The sequence below is a fragment of the Paenibacillus sp. NPDC058174 genome, from assembly GCF_042883865.1.
Classification (GTDB): domain Bacteria; phylum Bacillota; class Bacilli; order Paenibacillales; family Paenibacillaceae; genus Pristimantibacillus.
Window position 1 is genome coordinate 342,858 of the sequence record NZ_JBHVUY010000003.1, and the last position, 16,253, is coordinate 359,110.

At 51.9% G+C, this 16,253-nt stretch carries 16 protein-coding genes; 10 read left to right on the forward strand and 6 right to left on the reverse strand.

What is annotated here, in order from left to right:
* Nucleotides 1–127: 127 nt before the first annotated feature.
* From ACFVVF_RS17705 to ACFVVF_RS17715, 3 genes are all read left to right on the forward strand, one after another.
* On the forward strand, nucleotides 128–1,216 hold the full coding sequence (locus ACFVVF_RS17705; protein WP_387812312.1) for a peptidoglycan-binding domain-containing protein: 1,089 nt from the start codon (nucleotides 128–130) through the stop codon (nucleotides 1,214–1,216).
* A 212-nt stretch (nucleotides 1,217–1,428) separates the two neighbouring features.
* On the forward strand, nucleotides 1,429–1,938 hold the full coding sequence (locus tag ACFVVF_RS17710; protein WP_387812315.1) for a DUF6773 family protein: 510 nt from the start codon (nucleotides 1,429–1,431) through the stop codon (nucleotides 1,936–1,938).
* A 27-nt stretch (nucleotides 1,939–1,965) separates the two neighbouring features.
* Nucleotides 1,966–2,181 (forward strand): helix-turn-helix transcriptional regulator, encoded by a 216-nt coding sequence (locus ACFVVF_RS17715; RefSeq protein ID WP_387812318.1) that lies wholly within the window; start codon nucleotides 1,966–1,968, stop codon nucleotides 2,179–2,181.
* 110 nt (nucleotides 2,182–2,291) lie between these two features.
* Here the strand turns inward: ACFVVF_RS17715 and ACFVVF_RS17720 are convergent, their stop codons facing one another.
* Nucleotides 2,292–2,741 carry an SRPBCC domain-containing protein gene (locus tag ACFVVF_RS17720; RefSeq protein WP_387812321.1) on the reverse strand — a complete coding sequence of 150 codons (450 nt, stop codon included), beginning with the start codon at nucleotides 2,739–2,741 and terminating at the stop codon, nucleotides 2,292–2,294.
* A gap of 102 nt (nucleotides 2,742–2,843) precedes the next feature.
* On the opposite strand from ACFVVF_RS17720, the gene ACFVVF_RS17725 reads away from it, so the two are divergent.
* From ACFVVF_RS17725 to ACFVVF_RS17750, 6 genes are all read left to right on the forward strand, one after another.
* Nucleotides 2,844–3,674 carry a DUF6597 domain-containing transcriptional factor gene (locus tag ACFVVF_RS17725; RefSeq protein ID WP_387812324.1) on the forward strand — a complete coding sequence of 277 codons (831 nt, stop codon included), beginning with the start codon at nucleotides 2,844–2,846 and terminating at the stop codon, nucleotides 3,672–3,674.
* Nucleotides 3,675–3,776: 102 nt separating this feature from the next.
* Entirely contained in the window at nucleotides 3,777–4,220 is a 444-nt protein-coding gene (locus tag ACFVVF_RS17730) for a MarR family winged helix-turn-helix transcriptional regulator (RefSeq protein ID WP_387812327.1), read from the forward strand.
* A gap of 87 nt (nucleotides 4,221–4,307) precedes the next feature.
* Nucleotides 4,308–5,267: a ring-cleaving dioxygenase gene (locus ACFVVF_RS17735; RefSeq protein WP_387812330.1), complete on the forward strand. Its 960-nt coding sequence runs from the start codon at nucleotides 4,308–4,310 to the stop codon at nucleotides 5,265–5,267.
* Between the two features lie 11 nt (nucleotides 5,268–5,278).
* Entirely contained in the window at nucleotides 5,279–5,887 is a 609-nt protein-coding gene (locus ACFVVF_RS17740) for an alpha/beta hydrolase (protein WP_387813126.1), read from the forward strand.
* A 13-nt stretch (nucleotides 5,888–5,900) separates the two neighbouring features.
* The gene (locus ACFVVF_RS17745; protein ID WP_387813128.1) at nucleotides 5,901–6,518 is read left to right on the forward strand and encodes a flavin reductase family protein; all 618 of its coding nucleotides are present in this window, start codon (nucleotides 5,901–5,903) and stop codon (nucleotides 6,516–6,518) included.
* A gap of 314 nt (nucleotides 6,519–6,832) precedes the next feature.
* Complete coding sequence (locus ACFVVF_RS17750; protein WP_387812333.1) at nucleotides 6,833–10,192, forward strand: S-layer homology domain-containing protein; 3,360 nt, start codon at nucleotides 6,833–6,835, stop codon at nucleotides 10,190–10,192.
* 107 nt (nucleotides 10,193–10,299) lie between these two features.
* Here the strand turns inward: ACFVVF_RS17750 and pepT are convergent, their stop codons facing one another.
* The 5 genes from pepT to ACFVVF_RS17775 form a co-directional block, all read right to left on the reverse strand.
* Nucleotides 10,300–11,538, reverse strand: coding sequence for a peptidase T (pepT, locus tag ACFVVF_RS17755; protein ID WP_387812336.1), 1,239 nt, complete (start codon nucleotides 11,536–11,538; stop codon nucleotides 10,300–10,302).
* A gap of 208 nt (nucleotides 11,539–11,746) precedes the next feature.
* Entirely contained in the window at nucleotides 11,747–12,427 is a 681-nt protein-coding gene (locus tag ACFVVF_RS17760; RefSeq protein WP_387812339.1) for a hypothetical protein, read from the reverse strand.
* Nucleotides 12,427–13,320, reverse strand: coding sequence for an ABC transporter ATP-binding protein (locus tag ACFVVF_RS17765; protein ID WP_387812342.1), 894 nt, complete (start codon nucleotides 13,318–13,320; stop codon nucleotides 12,427–12,429). The genes ACFVVF_RS17760 and ACFVVF_RS17765 overlap by 1 nt, the downstream gene beginning before the upstream one ends.
* Nucleotides 13,317–13,688 carry a GntR family transcriptional regulator gene (locus ACFVVF_RS17770; protein WP_387812345.1) on the reverse strand — a complete coding sequence of 124 codons (372 nt, stop codon included), beginning with the start codon at nucleotides 13,686–13,688 and terminating at the stop codon, nucleotides 13,317–13,319. The genes ACFVVF_RS17765 and ACFVVF_RS17770 overlap by 4 nt, the downstream gene beginning before the upstream one ends.
* Before the next feature lie 1,358 nt (nucleotides 13,689–15,046).
* Complete coding sequence (locus ACFVVF_RS17775; RefSeq protein WP_387812348.1) at nucleotides 15,047–15,490, reverse strand: MarR family winged helix-turn-helix transcriptional regulator; 444 nt, start codon at nucleotides 15,488–15,490, stop codon at nucleotides 15,047–15,049.
* 283 nt (nucleotides 15,491–15,773) lie between these two features.
* On the opposite strand from ACFVVF_RS17775, the gene ACFVVF_RS17780 reads away from it, so the two are divergent.
* A complete protein-coding gene (locus ACFVVF_RS17780) occupies nucleotides 15,774–16,253 on the forward strand; it encodes a glutathione peroxidase (RefSeq protein WP_387812351.1) in 480 nt (159 codons plus the stop codon).

A 16,253-nucleotide genomic window follows, 5' to 3' on the forward strand; every position in this document is an offset into this window, starting at 1 on the left:
GGGATGATGGGAAATAGTAAGCATTGTTATAAAAGAAATATCAACTCAGAGAAGGATGGTGTCTGTTTGCATGAAGTGGGATTGGAGCATTCTCTCCCGAGAGAAAAATAAAAAGCCTCGCCGAACAATGGGCAAGGTAATCGGGGCGCTGTTACTCGCGTTGACTTTAGCAGTAAGCATGCCGCATACAACTTTGGCAGTAGGCAAAGGCGCTAAAGGGCCGGATGTCTATGTCATTCAAGGCATGCTCAAATCAGTAGGCAGCTATTCCGGGCCAATTAACGGCAAATACGATGCCCTGACTGTAAAAGGCGTTAAGCATTATCAAAAAACACACGGCCTTAAGGTAACCGGATCAGTGGATAATAAAACCTTCCAGGCTATTACTTACTCGTATGGCAAAGTCAAATTCCCTTCGGCTGTGAAAAGCCAAGGCGCTGGCAAAGGCAAAGGTATTGGTAAAGGCGGCAAAGGTGCAGGCGGCGGCAAGGGTGCCGGTGCAGGCGGCGGAGCTGGCGGCGGCGCAGGCGCTGGAGCTGGTGGCGGCGCAGGCGGCGGAGCTGGTGGCGGTGCAGGCGGCGGAGCTGGTGGCGGTGCAGGCGGTGGAGCTGGTGGCGGTGCAGGCGGTGGGGCTGGTGGCGATGCAGGCGGCGGAGCTGGAGGCGGTGCAGGCGGCGGAGCTGGTGGTGGTGCAGGCGGCGGAGCTGGTGGCGGCGCAGGCGGCGGAGCTGGTGGTGGCGCAGGCGGCGGAGCTGGAGGCGGTGCAGGCGGCGGCAAAGGCGGTATTCAATTTAAAGGTCGCGGATTCAGCGAAGGTGAAGGCAAGGGAATTGGCGGTGGACAAACTGAAAATCGCGGCAAAGGCGGCGGTATTGGCGGCGGCCAAGCTGAAAACCAAGGTAAAGGCGGCGGCATTGGCGGAGGTCAGACTGAAAACCAAGGCAAAGGCGGTATCGGCGGCAGTCAGTCGAATAACCAAGGCAAAGGCGGCATTGGCGGCAGCCAGTCGAATAACCAAGGTAAAGGCGGCATCGGCGGCAGCCAAATCGAGAACCAAGGCAAAAGCGGCGTAGGCGGCAGCCAGTCTGGCAACCAAGGCAAAAGCGGCGTAGGCGGCAGCCAATCGGGCAACCAAAGCCCGTCCAACAATCAAGGCAAAAGCGGCGTGGGCGGCAGCCAAACAAGCCCTGGCAAAGCCGGCAAAGGCTCGCAATAAGCTAGGCGATTAATAAATAGCAAGCAAACAGCCTGAGTCATTTGGACTCAGGCTGTTTGCTTGCTATTTTGTATAAAGCAAAATGCGAAGCGGTCCCTCCCCCTGCCCTAGATCATTTTAAATTAAAGACAGGTATAGTAACTAAAATGACAGATATAGTTTACATTTTGTTATTTATATCATACTATAGATAACAAAGGAGTGATGGATAAATGAGGAAAATCGGTTGGTTGAGAAGTTCTACAGGTGATGAGAGGCTGGATCAGGTGCGGAATAAACTGTATGCCGAAGCTTATTGGCTGGTCGTTATCATTTGTTATGTATCAGCTGTCGTCAAGCTTATCCGTTTCGGAACAGACTATAAGCTGTTTCTTACCGAATTCATTATTCTAGCGGCTACGAGCGTTTATATTGGCATTCGTTCTATCCTTAAAGGGGTGTATGCGGCCAAAGCTGAGCTGAAGGATCGCAGGAGCCGGATGTCGCGAAGCAAAAAGCAATTGATTAGCGGACTTGTGCTGGGCCTCGGTATTGCGATATTCTTCGGAGTGAGAAGCGCCGTCTTATACGGGGATGACAGCACTCGTTTCGTCTATTTTTTATCTGTTTTTGCGTTTTCGATTATCTTCTATATTCCTTTGTTTCTGATCATACTGTGGCTTGGCCATGCGGCTCTAAGAAAGGCTAGCCAGTCAATGGGGCCTAAAGATGATGAGGAATAGGAGACAAGCAGGAAAGGGAGCCGGCCAATGAAAAATTTAAAAAATATGAGACTGAAGCTGGCGCGTGTTGAAAAGGAGCTGTCGCAGGATGAGCTGGCCCGGCTGGTTGGCGTGTCTCGGCAGACGATCGGCCTGATTGAATCGGGCAATTACAATCCAAGCTTAAGTCTTTGTGTAGCCATTTGCCGCTGCTTGTCCAAGACATTGAATGACCTCTTCTGGGATGAGCAAGCGGATCAATGAATGCAGGAGTGCAGTCTATAAATTCTATAAAATAAAAAACCGAAAAGCCGCCTTGTGGCGGCTTTTTGCTTCTTCTCCGTTTGGTTGGCAAGGCCTATGCGCAAAACGTCTTACCAGCCTAAATCGAGTGTTTTGCCCGTCTCGGCGTAGGTTTTAATATCGCTCAGCAGCATCGGCCATACATCCGCCGTCTTCTGATAGCCGGGATGGCCCTCCGACCATTCGTCATTAAGCAGCGTCAGCTTGGTACAAGCACCAAAGGGCTCTAAGGTGTAAGTCACGCGGCAGCTCAGCTCGGCATGGTTGGGGTAATATGTTGCGCCGGGATGCTCGATATAGCTGAACTGGCGGCCAGGCTCGCAGTGGAGCACCGTACCGTAGATATGAACGGTCTCCGGACCGTCATTGCCGGGCCCGACATATTCGAGCGCTGCGCCTTCCTGAAAGGTTGAACGCAAGACGCAGTCATAGTACAGCTTGCGGGTATGCTCGGGCGAGGTGAACAAGCTCCACACCTTTTCCGGCGAAGCATCAATATAGATCGTAAATTGAAGGTTCATGGCGATGGCCTCTTTTCTGAAAGGGATGTTCTTGCTATTCTAACTGTATGAAATGGACGGGCAGCGGTATAGTAAAAACGCGACAGACAGGAGGTTGAAGATGTGGGATCTGGAGAAGACAGAAATCAATCGCAGCAGCAGACGCATAAGGATCTGGCCGGCAGAGGCATTCTATATCCGACCAGCCGCAAATTTCAAGTGGCTAGGTATGAGCCTTGTGCGGAATTGCGGCCTTTCATCCGTCATTACTGGATCATTGAGTGGGATCTGACGGGACAGCCGCCATACAAGCAGGAAGTGCTGCAAAATCCGGTCATTAATCTCGTTTTTGAGAAGGACCAGACCCGAATCTTCGGCGTTGAGCGTAAAAAGTCGCATCATATGCTGGAGGGGATCGGGCATGTGCTGGGCGTTCATTTTTTGCCGGGAGGCTTTTACCCGTTCTACGGGGGGCGTTCCGTCAGCGAGCTGACCGATACATCTGCCAGTTTGGAGGACGTGTTCGGCTGTTCGACTGCTGCGCTGGAGCATGAGGTGCTGTCGCAAGCCGATCACAGCGGGAGAATCGGCGTGTTCGAACGCTTTCTGCTGGAGCGGCTTCCTGCTGTCGACGACAATGTCGCATTAATAGGCACAATTATCGACCGGATTATTGCGGAGCGTCAGGTGACCAAGGTAGAGCATTTGATGGATGGGCTCGGCATGAGCAAAAGAACGCTGCAGCGTCTATTCAGCCAATATGTTGGCGTATCTCCGAAATGGGTTGTTCAGCGCTATCGTATGCTGGAGGCCGCGGAGCTTGCAGCCGGCGGTAATGAGATCGACTGGCCGTCACTGGCTATAGAACTGGGCTTTTTCGATCAGGCGCATTTTATAAAATCGTTCAAAGCGCTGGTTGGCGTGTCACCGGAGTCGTACGCTAGACGTCTATAAAAAAGTAAATCCGCCTGTTGACATTTATCTCAATATCATATATCTTAAATTTAAGATAATAAAAATTAAGACATTCCGATGCGAAAGATGAGGCCGATCGATATGGCACAAAATAAAGATGAATCACTGGAGCTGTACATTGCACTCTCCCGGGCCAGCCAATGGGTGAATGCGCATGCGGACCGGGACATTCGCAAGCATGGCTTGAACCGGACGGAGTTCGGCGTACTGGAGCTGCTGCATCATAAGGGGCCGCAGCCGCTGCAGCAAATCGGTGGCAAGGTGCTGATGAGCAGCGGAAACATTACCTATGTGGTCGATAAGCTGGAGAAGAAGAAGCTGGTATGCCGCAAGGCGTCGACTGAGGACCGCCGGTTAACCTATGCCGAAATAACGGAAGCAGGCACACGATTCATTGAGGAAGTATTTCCTGCCCATGCAGACGTAATCCGCAGTGCGGTTGACGGACTGACCGCTGCGGAGAAGCAGGCGGCAAGCGCATTGCTCAAGAAGCTTGGACGTTTCGCGGAGAGCAGCTACAAGTAGAAACAGCTGTTCGCCAAATCATAGATAAGCAGTTGAAGATGGAACCAATCATGATAAATCAATCACAACATTGAGGAGTGGATTGCAATGACAGAACAAGCAAAATTGAGAACAGCTGGTATTCACCACATCACCGCTTTTGTACGGGATGCGCAGGCGACAGTCGACTTTTATGCAGGGTTGCTGGGATTGCGTTTAGTTAAAAAAACGATCAACTTCGATGCGCCGGAGGTTTATCACCTGTACTTTGGCGATGAACAAGGAAGCCCGGGTACGATTATTACCTTCTTCCCGTCGGCAGGCTCACGTCTCGGACGTGTCGGCGCCGGCCAAGTGGGTATCACAACCTACGTCGTTCCGGCGGACTCGCTCGATTTCTGGCGGGAGAGACTGGCGAAATTCAATATTGCCGTGACCGAGACGATAAGATTCGGCGAGACGTATTTGCAGTTTGATGATCCGGACGGCATGCACGCAGAGCTGGTTGCCCGGGAAGCGGGCGATGCAAGCACTTGGGGCTATGGCGGCGTTCCGGCTGAGAAAGCGATCAAAGGCTTTGGCGGAGCTGTATTGTTCAGTCTGGCGCCTAGCCGTACCGCTCATTTGCTGGAGCATGTCATGGGCCTGACAAAAGTCGGCGAGGAGAACGGCTTCGCGCGGTTCCAATCGTTTGGCGACATCGGCAATATTATCGATGTGAACGTGACGCCGATGGCAGCAGGTGCAGGCGGCGCGGGAACGGTTCATCATATCGCATGGCGCGCGAAAGATTTCGAAGAGCATGAGGGCTGGAGAACGCAGGTTGAGATCAGCGGCTATCAGCCGACTCCGATCGTAGACCGTCAATATTTCAATGCAATCTATTTCCGTGAAGCGGGCGGAATTCTGTTCGAGATCGCGACTGATCCTCCAGGCTTTGCTCGTGACGAGGAGCAAGAAAATCTCGGCGAGAAATTAATGCTGCCGGAATGGTATGAGAAACACCGCGACCAGATCGTGAAATTGCTGCCGCCGATTGAAGTTCGCGTATTGAAGGAGGATCAATAATGACAGCGACGATGAAGCATATTTTCAAGCCGGGCACAGACCCGTCTGCTCCCGTACTGCTGCTGCTCCATGGAACAGGAGGAACAGAAAGTGATCTGCTGCCGCTGGCCGTGGCGATTTCTCCAGCATCCTCGGTGCTTAGCGTAAGGGGCAATGTATTGGAAAATGGCATGCCGCGGTTTTTCCGCCGGCTGGCCGAAGGCGTATTCGATATCGAGGATTTGATCTTCCGGACTAGGGAATTGAACGAGTTCCTGGATCAGGCTGCAGAGGAATACGGATTTGACCGCCGCAATGTCATTGCTATTGGTTATTCGAACGGTGCCAACATTGCAGCAAGTCTGTTGTTCCATGACGGGGATGGGCTGCGCGGTGCGATTCTGCACCATCCGATGGTGCCGCTGCGCGGTATTGAACTGCCGGATCTAGCGGGCGTTCCCGTCTTCATCGGAGCGGGCAGCAATGATCCGATCTGCTCGCCGCAGGAGACGGAAGAGCTTACCTCGTTGTTAACAGGCGCAGGAGCTTCGGTAAACGTACATTGGGAGCGGTTCGGCCATCAGCTGACGGGTACGGAGGTGGCGGCAGCCGCCCAGTGGTACCGTGGCAATATCGTGTAACGGAGGGGACATGATGGTGATGATCGACCCGTCGGAACTAAGCGCACGCGACAATTATAAGCTGTTGATTGGAAGCATCATCCCGCGGCCTATCGCCTTAGTTACGACATTATCTGATAAGGGTATTCTCAACGCGGCTCCCTTCAGTTTTTTCAATATTGTCAGCTCGAACCCGCCGCTTATTTCGGTCTCTGTGCAGCGAAAGAATGGCGAGAGGAAGGATACGGCGCGCAATGCAATAGAAAAGGGACAATTCGTCGTCCATATCGCCGACGAGTCCTTTCTTGAGGCGATGAATGCGACAGCGGCAAACCTGCCGCCGGAGGAGAGCGAGGTGCAGGCTGCCGGCTTAACATCGGTCAGCAGCCAGCGGGTTGAGGTTCCTGGCTTAGCTGAGCCCCGTATTCGAATGGAATGCCTATTGGAGCAAGCATTGGAGCTTGGGGGCGATGCGGATGGCGGACCGGCTTGCGATCTGCTTATCGGACGGGTTGTATCCTACCATATCGCCGATTCGCTCTACGATGGGGATGGACATATCGATCCCCGCAAGCTTCAGCCGGTAAGCCGGCTGGCCGGTCATGATTATGCCGGCCTCGGCGATATTTTCACAGTGGAAAGACCGTTGTAGCTGTCATAGAAACGAGTCTCTAGCCATTAGGCTAGGGCTCGTTTTTTTTCTGCTTCAAGACCGTTAATAGGGATGCCAGACGTTGAGATTTTCATCGCTTCATAAACTACCAATAATCGACAAATTTTGAAATTGAATTTGAGGGTGATCAGCCTGCTTGTCCTTATTTCTTCACAATATTTATTTTTAAAACGCCGCAACAATTTCCAAATACGTTTCGTATCAATTATACCGGGTGAACGGTCATAGACGACTGACTATGTTACGAATCGTATAGGGCATGTCCGGAAAGAGGATAAGGAGGTAGAGCGAAGTTGAGGAAGAAACTCGTTTGTCTGAGCCTTATTTTCACTTTAGTTGTCGGCTTGGGCGTATGGCCAGAGTTTGGAGGGCCGGTTGAGGCGGCGGATGCCGGAAGCGGCATTGTGTATGTAAATGCGAATGCGAAAGGAAGAGAAAACGGAACGAGCTGGGAAAACGCCTATCGGGATCTGGAGGACGCGTTATCGGAAACGGAGGAGAATAGCGGGAAAGAAATTTGGGTGGCAAAGGGTACTTACTATCCAGTTGAACATCAGGAGGACAGGGACCGGAGAACCCGCCATTTCAAGCTGAAGAACGGAGTCGCGGTTCGCGGAGGTTTTGCCGGCAATGAGAAGGTCGGGGACGGATCGACTGTTCAAGCCGTGCTCGCCAACCGTGATTTCAAAGCGAATGAAACAGTGCTTAGCGCCGATATTAACCGGGACCGCAAAGCGAACGGCAACGTCTATCAGGTAATCAAAAATAAAGATGTGAACGCAACCGCCGTATTGGACGGCGTGACGATTACAGGCGGGTTTGCATCGGACAAAACGATCAATACCGGCGCAGGTATGCTGAACGAGAACAGCAGCCCTACGCTGCTCAATATTATTTTTACTAGAAATGAAGCAGTCAACGGAGGCGGACTCGCCAACTACAACAGCAGTCCGAAGCTGACGAACGTTACGTTCGCCGATAATCGCGCCGCCCGCAGCGGCGGGGGAATTTACAATCAGGACAACAGCAACCCGATTATTACGAATGCGGTTTTCTATGCGAATCGCGCTGCGGATGGCGGCGGCTTGTTCAATGCAAGCAGCAGTCCGGTGCTGACGAATGTGACGATCGCGGGTAACGAAGCGAGCGACGGGGGCGGTGGAATTCTGAATGCAGGCGCCAGCAAGCCGCAGCTTCGCAACAGCATTGTGGGCAATAACAATGACCGGGATTTCCACAGCATTACGAACCGGGATGGCGGCACGATTGATATTTCCTATAGCATCGTGCAGGACGACAAGCCGGATGGAATCCTGAACGAAGCAGTGGGCAATAGCATTGCGGGCAACAGCGACGCTGATCCGCTGCTGTTCACCGATCAGGATCGCTATCTGCAGCCTAAGAAGGAATCCCCTGCAATCGACAAGGGTACGAATGCAGTATTCCAGCCAGGCGCGTCCCCGGATCTGTCGAATATCACGACGGATAGAAGCGGGCGGGCGCGCATCGTGAACGGAACGGTCGATATCGGCGCCTATGAGTTCGTCTGGGCGAGCAAGGTGTCGCTTACACTGACTCCGGATCTGACGGAGCCGACGCAGAAGCCGGTTCAAGTGACGGTGAAGGCAGAGCTGGAAGGGGAGAACAACGGCGTTGTCGCTATCAAATGGGCGGAGGGGCAGCGTGATGCCGCGTATTTCGCAAATAGCGGAACCGACATAACCGGAAGCAGCAAGGCTTCTTTTACCGCCAACGGTACGTATACGTTCTATGTTCGTGACAAATATGGCAACGAAGCAGTGAAGACGATTGCCATCTCTAACATTTGGACCGGACAGCCGGTTATTCAATTGACACCGGATACGACGGCTCCAACTAACAGTCAGGTGAAGGTCGCCGTCAATGCCAGCGCACAAGGCACAGGCAATTCTCTCATCCAACTGAAATGGGCTTCGGGCAACCGGAATACCGATTATTTTGCCTCGCAGGGTACGGATATTCGGAATAGCAATTCGTTTTCGGTGACCTCTAACGGCGTCTACACCGTGTTCGCTCTAGACAAAGCCGGGAATGCTGCGGTGAAGACAATTGAGATCAGCAACATCGGCATTGGCAGCAAGCCGCTGATTTCAACCGCGCTCAGCACGCAAGCACCGGTCAACGGCTCGGTTGATGTGACGGTCATTGCAACGGTGCAGGCATCCGGGGCGAAGTTATCGCAGCTGAAGTGGGCGGACGGCACACGTGACGCCGCTTATTTCGATAATAGAGGAAGCGCAATAACGAACGGCGGAAAATTTACGGCGACCTCTAATGGGGTGTACACCGTTTATGCCCGTGACTCTTACGGTAATGAGACGGTAAGCACAATCTCGGTTACCAACATTATTAAAGTAGCGCCGGTTATCCAGACGTCAATTAGTCCGCAAACGACGACAACGGGATCTGTGCAAGTCTATGTGTCTGTAACGCTGCAAGGGGAGGGCAACGGGCTTGCACAGCTGAAATGGGACAGCGGTCAGCGTGACGCTGCTTATTTCGCTTCGAAGGGAACCGATATTAAGAACGCAAACAGCTTCTTGGTCTATTCGAATGGAACGTACACGGTCTATGCCAAGGATACGGCGGGCAATGCGTCGGTCGCCTTGGTTCAAGTGACTAATATCCGTTCGAATTCAACGGAGGAAAGCTGGTGTTCGATTAATCGAAGAACAACAGTTGTAGCCGGTAAAGCAGCCGTACTGAATATATCGGATCAAGTTTCTGTCAATATTCCGTCCGGCGCGGCAGGCCGTGATTTATGCTATCAGCTGGAAACCGCCTCTAAGCCGGATCGCATGGATGGTGCAGGCTATAGCGTGCTAAGCGGCTTCTTTAAGTGGGGTGCGGATTACGCCACCACCTACGCGCAGCCGGTCCAGCTGTCCATCGCCTATGACCGCTGGCAGCTGCGCAGCGATCAAGTCGGCAGCATTTTCAGCTATGATCCGGTTGCAAAGAGATGGACGGAGCTTGGAGGCACAGCAGACGGCAATCGTATCAAGGTGGATGTGCGCAATGTAACGACCGGAGCGATCTATGCGGTATTCTCCCGTGATTATGTGCCTCCTAAGCAGCCGGTTACCTTCAATGATATCGCTGGGCACTGGGCAGCAGCAGGTATTCGTGAAGCGGCTGAGAAGGGAATCGTGCAAGGTGATCCAAGCGGACGCTTCCGTCCGAATGCCTCCATTACACGGGCTGAGTTTGTCGTTATGGTCATGAATTCGCAAGGCCCAATCACTGATAGCTCGATCCCGTATTTCCGGGACGGAGCAGACATCGGTTCATGGGCTCAGCCGGCCATAGCCAAGGCGGTTCGCTTGGGACTCGTATCCGGCTATGAGGACGGCACCTTCCGTCCAAATGCCCGTATCACGCGAGCGGAAATCGCAGTCATCATTGGCCGTATGCTCAAGATACCAGGCGGAAGCTATTCGTATACGAGCTTTGACGATGACCGGTCTATTCCGAAGTGGGCGAAAAGCTCTGTCGAATCGCTGCACCGGATCGGCATCGTCGACGGAAGAAGCGCCAACCGCTTTGAACCGCTGGCTAATGCGACTCGTGCGGAAGCGGTGCTCCTGCTGCTGCGGGCAATCAAGCTCGGCTGATCCAATAGGCAGCTGCTAGATGAAAGAAGACGGCTCCTTCATGGCGAGGGAGCCGTCTTCTTTTGCCCATTTTTCCCTAACGGGTTGCGGGCGGATGCTGCTGCTGTCTATTGCTGTTCCTGCTGCTCGAAACGTTTGACGATCTCGATAATGACGTTGACCGCCTTCTCCATATTGTCGATCGAGACGTATTCGTATTTGCCGTGGTAGTTCTCTCCGCCTGTGAAAATATTCGGAGTAGGCAGTCCCATATAAGACAACTGGGAGCCGTCCGTGCCGCCGCGAATCGGTTTAATAACCGGCGTAATGCCGAGAGATTCCATCGCTTCACGCGCCAGTTCAACGATATGGAATACCGGCTCGATTTTGTCGCGCATGTTGTAGTACTGATCGTTCATCTCCAAGACGATGCTGTTGGTACCATAGATGGCTTGAAGGTCAGAAACTACGCTGGATAAAAACGCTTTGCGCGCTTCGAATTTTTGCTTGTCGTGGTCGCGGATGATGTAGCTGAGCTTAGTCTGCTCGACATCGCCTTGCATCGACAGCAGATGGTAGAAGCCTTCATAGCCTTCTGTCAGTTCCGGCGTTTCTTCCGCTGGCAGCCTGCGCTGCAGCTCCATCGCGATCTTGATGGAATTGACCATTTTGCCCTTGGCTGTGCCGGGGTGAACATTGGTGCCCTTGCACGTTATTTTTGCACCTGCGGCATTGAAGCTTTCGTATTCCAGCTCGCCGAGCGGGCCGCCATCTACCGTATACGCATAACGTGCTCCGAATGCGGCGACGTCGAACCGGTGCGGTCCGCGTCCAATCTCCTCATCCGGAGTAAAGGCGACGCGCACCTTGCCATGCTTAATTTCCGGGTGCTGGATCAAGTAAGCCATCGCAGTCATGATTTCGGCAATGCCGGCTTTGTTGTCGGCGCCTAGCAGCGTTGTGCCGTCTGTCGTCATGAGCGTGTGGCCTTTGTAGCCGCTTAGCTCCGGAAATTCTTGCGTGGAAAGCGTGACGCCAAGCGCTTCGTTCAGAACGATATTTCCGCCGTCGTAGTTGGCGATGATTTGAGGTTTCACATTTTTGCCTGTGAAATCGGTCGCCGTATCGACATGGGCCAGAAAACCGATTGTCGCCACCTGTTTCTCTGTGTTAGAAGGCAGTGTAGCCATCACGTAGCCATTGCCGTCAATGGTTACGTCCTCCATGCCGATGGCTTTCAGTTCTTCAACCAGCTGGTTGGCCAGAACAAGCTGTCCCGGCGTTGTTGGACATGTCTCGCTCTCGGCATCGGATTGCGTATCTACAATAACGTAGGATGTGAGTCGCTTAATAATCTCTTCTTTCATAACGTATATCGTTCTCCCTTCGCTGGGTATGTAATAGTGGGCACGTGTTGTACCTCTATATTATAGACCAGCCGAAATAAGAAAACGAATGCAGGCTTTGTTTTAACGGTGCAGGGTGCAGGACTGAAATCTGAAGATGTAAAAACCCCCTTTTGCCAGGGAGTGAAAGAGCTTCACCTTATGGCGGAAGGGGGGAATTGGGGGAGTGCTATACGGTTGATCTGCGCAAGAGCAAGTAGGATACGAGGGCATAAATCAATGTAATGGGGATCAGCCAGAGTGCAATATCCAGTGCGGTTTTATCGGAGAACCAGGTGAAAATGTTTTTCCACCAATTGTAGTGGGTCGACAAAAAGGAGAGGACGGTGGAAAGCGCGACGCCGGCGATTGCCATGACAATCATGCCAATGCCTCTGAATTTGCGGTAGATGCTGCCTATGGTGAAACCGCCGAAGAACAGCGTAATAATGATCATAAAGAAGACGAACACTTGCTGGGTGGCTGAGCCTTCGTTCAGATAGGGGAGGCTGAAAAAGTGCAGCTGGGTACCCCAGCCTGCGGTTGCCTTTTCGATCATGCCGAGAACCAGCAGGATGACCGAGATGAAGAGACTGTTCGCTGCAGCGAACAACGCGGTACCTGTAAAATAGTCATGCCGTCTGATACTGAAGCTGAGCGCGAAATTGAAGGTCTGCGGCAGGACGGTAATGCCCATAACGAACAAGTAGACGTAGATCGACAGGATGCCGCCGGTTGTAATTTCCTCTTTGGAGATGTAGCCGACGAGGAGATTGACTAGAAAGCTTGATGCAAGTACGGCGTAGGGAATGATAAACCAGGTTGCTTTGTCGCGAAAATGCAGTTTTAATACGCTGGGTATGCGGTTCATTAGCGGTCACCCTCCTTGGCATCCAATTTTCCGTTCGTCAGATGGATAATCAACTGCTGCAGTGATACCGGCACCAGCTCTAAGCCCAGCGACTCGGCTTTTTTGCGTTCATCGGCGGTCAGTCTGCCCATAACTGCGACATTGACCAGAGCGCCGAACTGCTGTTTGGAAATTATATTTTTGCCGGCTAGGAACGATTCTACGATGCTGGTAGAACCGGCGATGGAATAGGCGGCGCCTCGCAGCTCTTCGGAATCTTCGTCGAGAATAATGCTGCCGTTATCGACGACGATGACATGCTCCAGCAGGCGGCTCACCTCGTCGATCAAGTGCGTGGAAAGGACAACCGTCCGCGGATGCTCGGAATAATCCTCCAGCAGCCGGTGGTAGAATAGCGAGCGGGCGACTGCGTCCAGACCAAGGTAGGGCTCATCGAAGATCGTCAGCGGCGCACGGCTCGCAAGCCCCACAATAATGCCCAGCGAGGAGTGCATCCCGCGGGACAGCTTCTTGATGCGGCGTTTAAGCGGAAGCTGGAAGTCTCGAAGAAGCGAATAGGCGTACTCCCGGTCCCAGTTCGGGAAGAGCGTTTCCGACAGCTCCAGAACATCGACCACCTTGTAGTTGTCAGGGTACTTAAGGCTTTCTTTGATGAAGCAGATTTGACTGAGGACATTATTGTTCTCATAGGGCGATTCGCCGAAAATTTTCATTTCACCGCTTGTCGCAAACAACTGTGCGGTCAGCATATGCATGATCGTCGTTTTGCCTGCGCCGTTGCGGCCCAGCAGGCCATAGATTTTATCCGGCTCCAGACTGAAGCTGACACCTTTAACCGCTTGGAATGAGCCGTAGGCTTTCGTCAGCTGCTTCACTTCCACTACATTGGTCATTTGGACGCATCTCCTCTCTGAATCATGCTCATCAGTTGTTCGGTTGTAATGCCGAGCTTCTCTGCTTCCCGCATCATTGTGACGATGTACTGCTCGAAAAACAATTCCTGCCTCTTGCCAATCAGTTTCGCTCTCGCCCCGGTTGCCACAAACATTCCGATCCCTCTCTTCTTATACAAAATGCCTTCATCTGCAAGGAGGTTGACGCCCTTAGCCGCCGTAGCGGGGTTAATCTGATGGTACGCTGCAAACTCGTTCTTCGAGGGTACCTGTGCTTCCTCGGGCAGTCTGCCTTCTATAATGTCATCCTCGATCTGTTCGGCGATCTGCATAAATATCGGCCGGCTGTCGTCAATGGAAAGAACCATAATTTGCTGCTCACCTCCTAGCCACTCTCTCGGTGGAGTGGTTGGTTACTCATGTAATCAACTATACAGGCGAAGGGGGGCAATGTCAACAGGCAGGAGTAAAATTGGGCTTGTGTGAGGGGGGCGTGGCAGGAGGGGAAGGTGTGGCGGGTTGGGTTGGGGAGAATGAGGTGCAACGTGGGAGAATAGGGTAGAGAGATCGATCGAGACAGAACAAGGCAGAGAGATCAATCAAGATAGAACAAGGCAGAAGAGGGTTAACGAGATCAATCGAGATAGGACAAGGCAGAATAGGATTAAGGAGATCGATCGACATAAAACAAAGCCTGCAGAGCAGGATGAGATAGAACAAGACAAGATTAATTGGAATTGGTTTCTGGGATGTATCGAATGAAGGGTAAAACGGATGGAATATGGCAAAATAGTGGGGATTGGGATAACTTTGAGTATACGTCGCTGTCCAGAGTAAAATTTATAGCTTTCTCCTCCTGACAGAGAAACAAAATGCAAAAGTGCATTTTGATAAGGCTAAAAATGCCGAAAACAGTGCTCAAAATGTAAATGTGCAGTTGAAATCGCTCAAATTCGCTCTACAGGGGCTTTTTTGACCGAACAAAATGCACTTTTGCATTTTGACGCTCAAAATCATTGAAAAGCGGGATAACAAACTGCAGATTTACATTTTGATTCGTCTCAGCCCATGGAAAACAGTCATGTAACGCCACACCACGCGCAAGGAGCTGCGCTTCGCCAGCAGTAAAGGAGTGAAAGTGACTTAGTTCTGAATGCTGGTGCCGGATTCCGCGCGAATTCCCTTTATCGAATAAGGTTGCTTTTAAAGCGGCGGTGAAGTAGACCGATAATGAGGTTCTTCGGCGGGAAAGCAGCTTGGTTGTAGTGTTTAAGACCCTCATAGGGTCTTAAACCGGTAGGGGAGCGGTTCATACAGAAGGATAAGACCCTGAAAAGGTCTTAAGCAGAAAGATCGTACGGTTTTACGGAGGAAAAATGCGTTGATTGAAGCTGATAAGACCCTCCCAGGGTCTTAAGTTGAGCAGGAAGAGGTAGTAATAGCTAGTTAAGACCCTCGGAGGGTTTTAAGTGGTAATAGGTAGGACGCGATTGTGCGAACATGCGGCGAAAAAGAAAGTTGAATATGCTGGTAGCGAGCAATAGTGCGTGATGCGGGGTGAATTATGAAGAGAATCGACCGCCGACGTGTGAACGAGCATTGCGTGCCGCGATGGCATCACGCGTCGGGGGTACGGTGCGCGCATTTCAGCGACCAAGCATCCTCGCATAATAAAAAACCGCCGCCTGACATCATATCAGGCGGCGGATTCATCGGTTTCACTGGTTTACACCGTTGGCTCCAGCTTGCTGAGCAGGTTCTGAACCTGATCGCGGATCGCATTGACCTCTTCGATCGGAATGTTCATCTGCGCCCCCAGCTGTGCAGGTACGCATGTTGCTTTCTCCTTCAGCTTGGCGCCATGCTCGGTTACGCGAATGACGAGATTGCGCTCGTCTGCCTTGTCCCGGTCCCGTGTAATGAGCTGCATGGCTTCGAGCTTTTTCAGCAGCGGTGTGAGCGTGCCCGAATCCAGCAGCAGACGGGCGCCCAGGTCTTTAACCGTTACGCCATCCTTCTCCCAAAGCGCAAGCATCGTAATGTACTGCGTATACGTGAGATCGAGCTCGGAGAGGATCGGCCTGTAAAGCTTTGTTATTTCACGCGAACAGGCGTAAAAAGCGAAACAAAGCTGGTTTTCCAGTTTCAACAGTTCGTCTTTATCTTTCATGTAGTCCCCTCCTTGCGGCGATCATTTGTTTAAATTGTATGCAATTTATTATCACATTGTAGCACCAATCAGCCAAAAGTGTCAAAACCGCAATTACGTTCGACCGAGCTCGCGCGCCGCGATGTCCATGGCACATGCAGCGTCGGCTAGATCACTCTAATGATCTGAACTGCGTACTGAAAAGAAAATTGACATCGCCAATTAAATTTTATACAATCTAATTGTGATAAATTTAATTAAACAGATTAATTATTAAATAACGATACCCGGGAGGCGAATGAGTATGTCTATCTATAATATTGAAGTCGATTCCGTCAGCGGAGAGAAAAAGACTCTCGAGCCCTACAAAGGCCAAGTGCTGCTTATTGTGAATACGGCAACGAAGTGCGGTCTTGCTCCGCAATTTAAAGGGCTGCAAAAACTGCATGATACGTATCATGATAAAGGCTTTTCCGTTCTTGGTTTCCCGAGCGGCCAGTTTTTGAATCAAGAGCTGGAAGGCAATGAGGAAATCGCCGAGGCTTGCGAAATTAACTTCGGTGTATCCTTCCCGCTGTATGGAAAAGTTGATGTAAACGGCAAAACCGCGCATCCGCTATTCGACTACTTGAGCAGCAATGCCCGGGGCGTGCTGGGCTCCAAAGCGATCAAATGGAATTTCACCAAGTTTCTCGTTGACCGCGATGGCCGTGTATTGAAACGGTTTGCGCCAAACGACGCTCCAGAAAAAATCGAAAGCGAAATTGCCGCTCTGCTTGGTTAA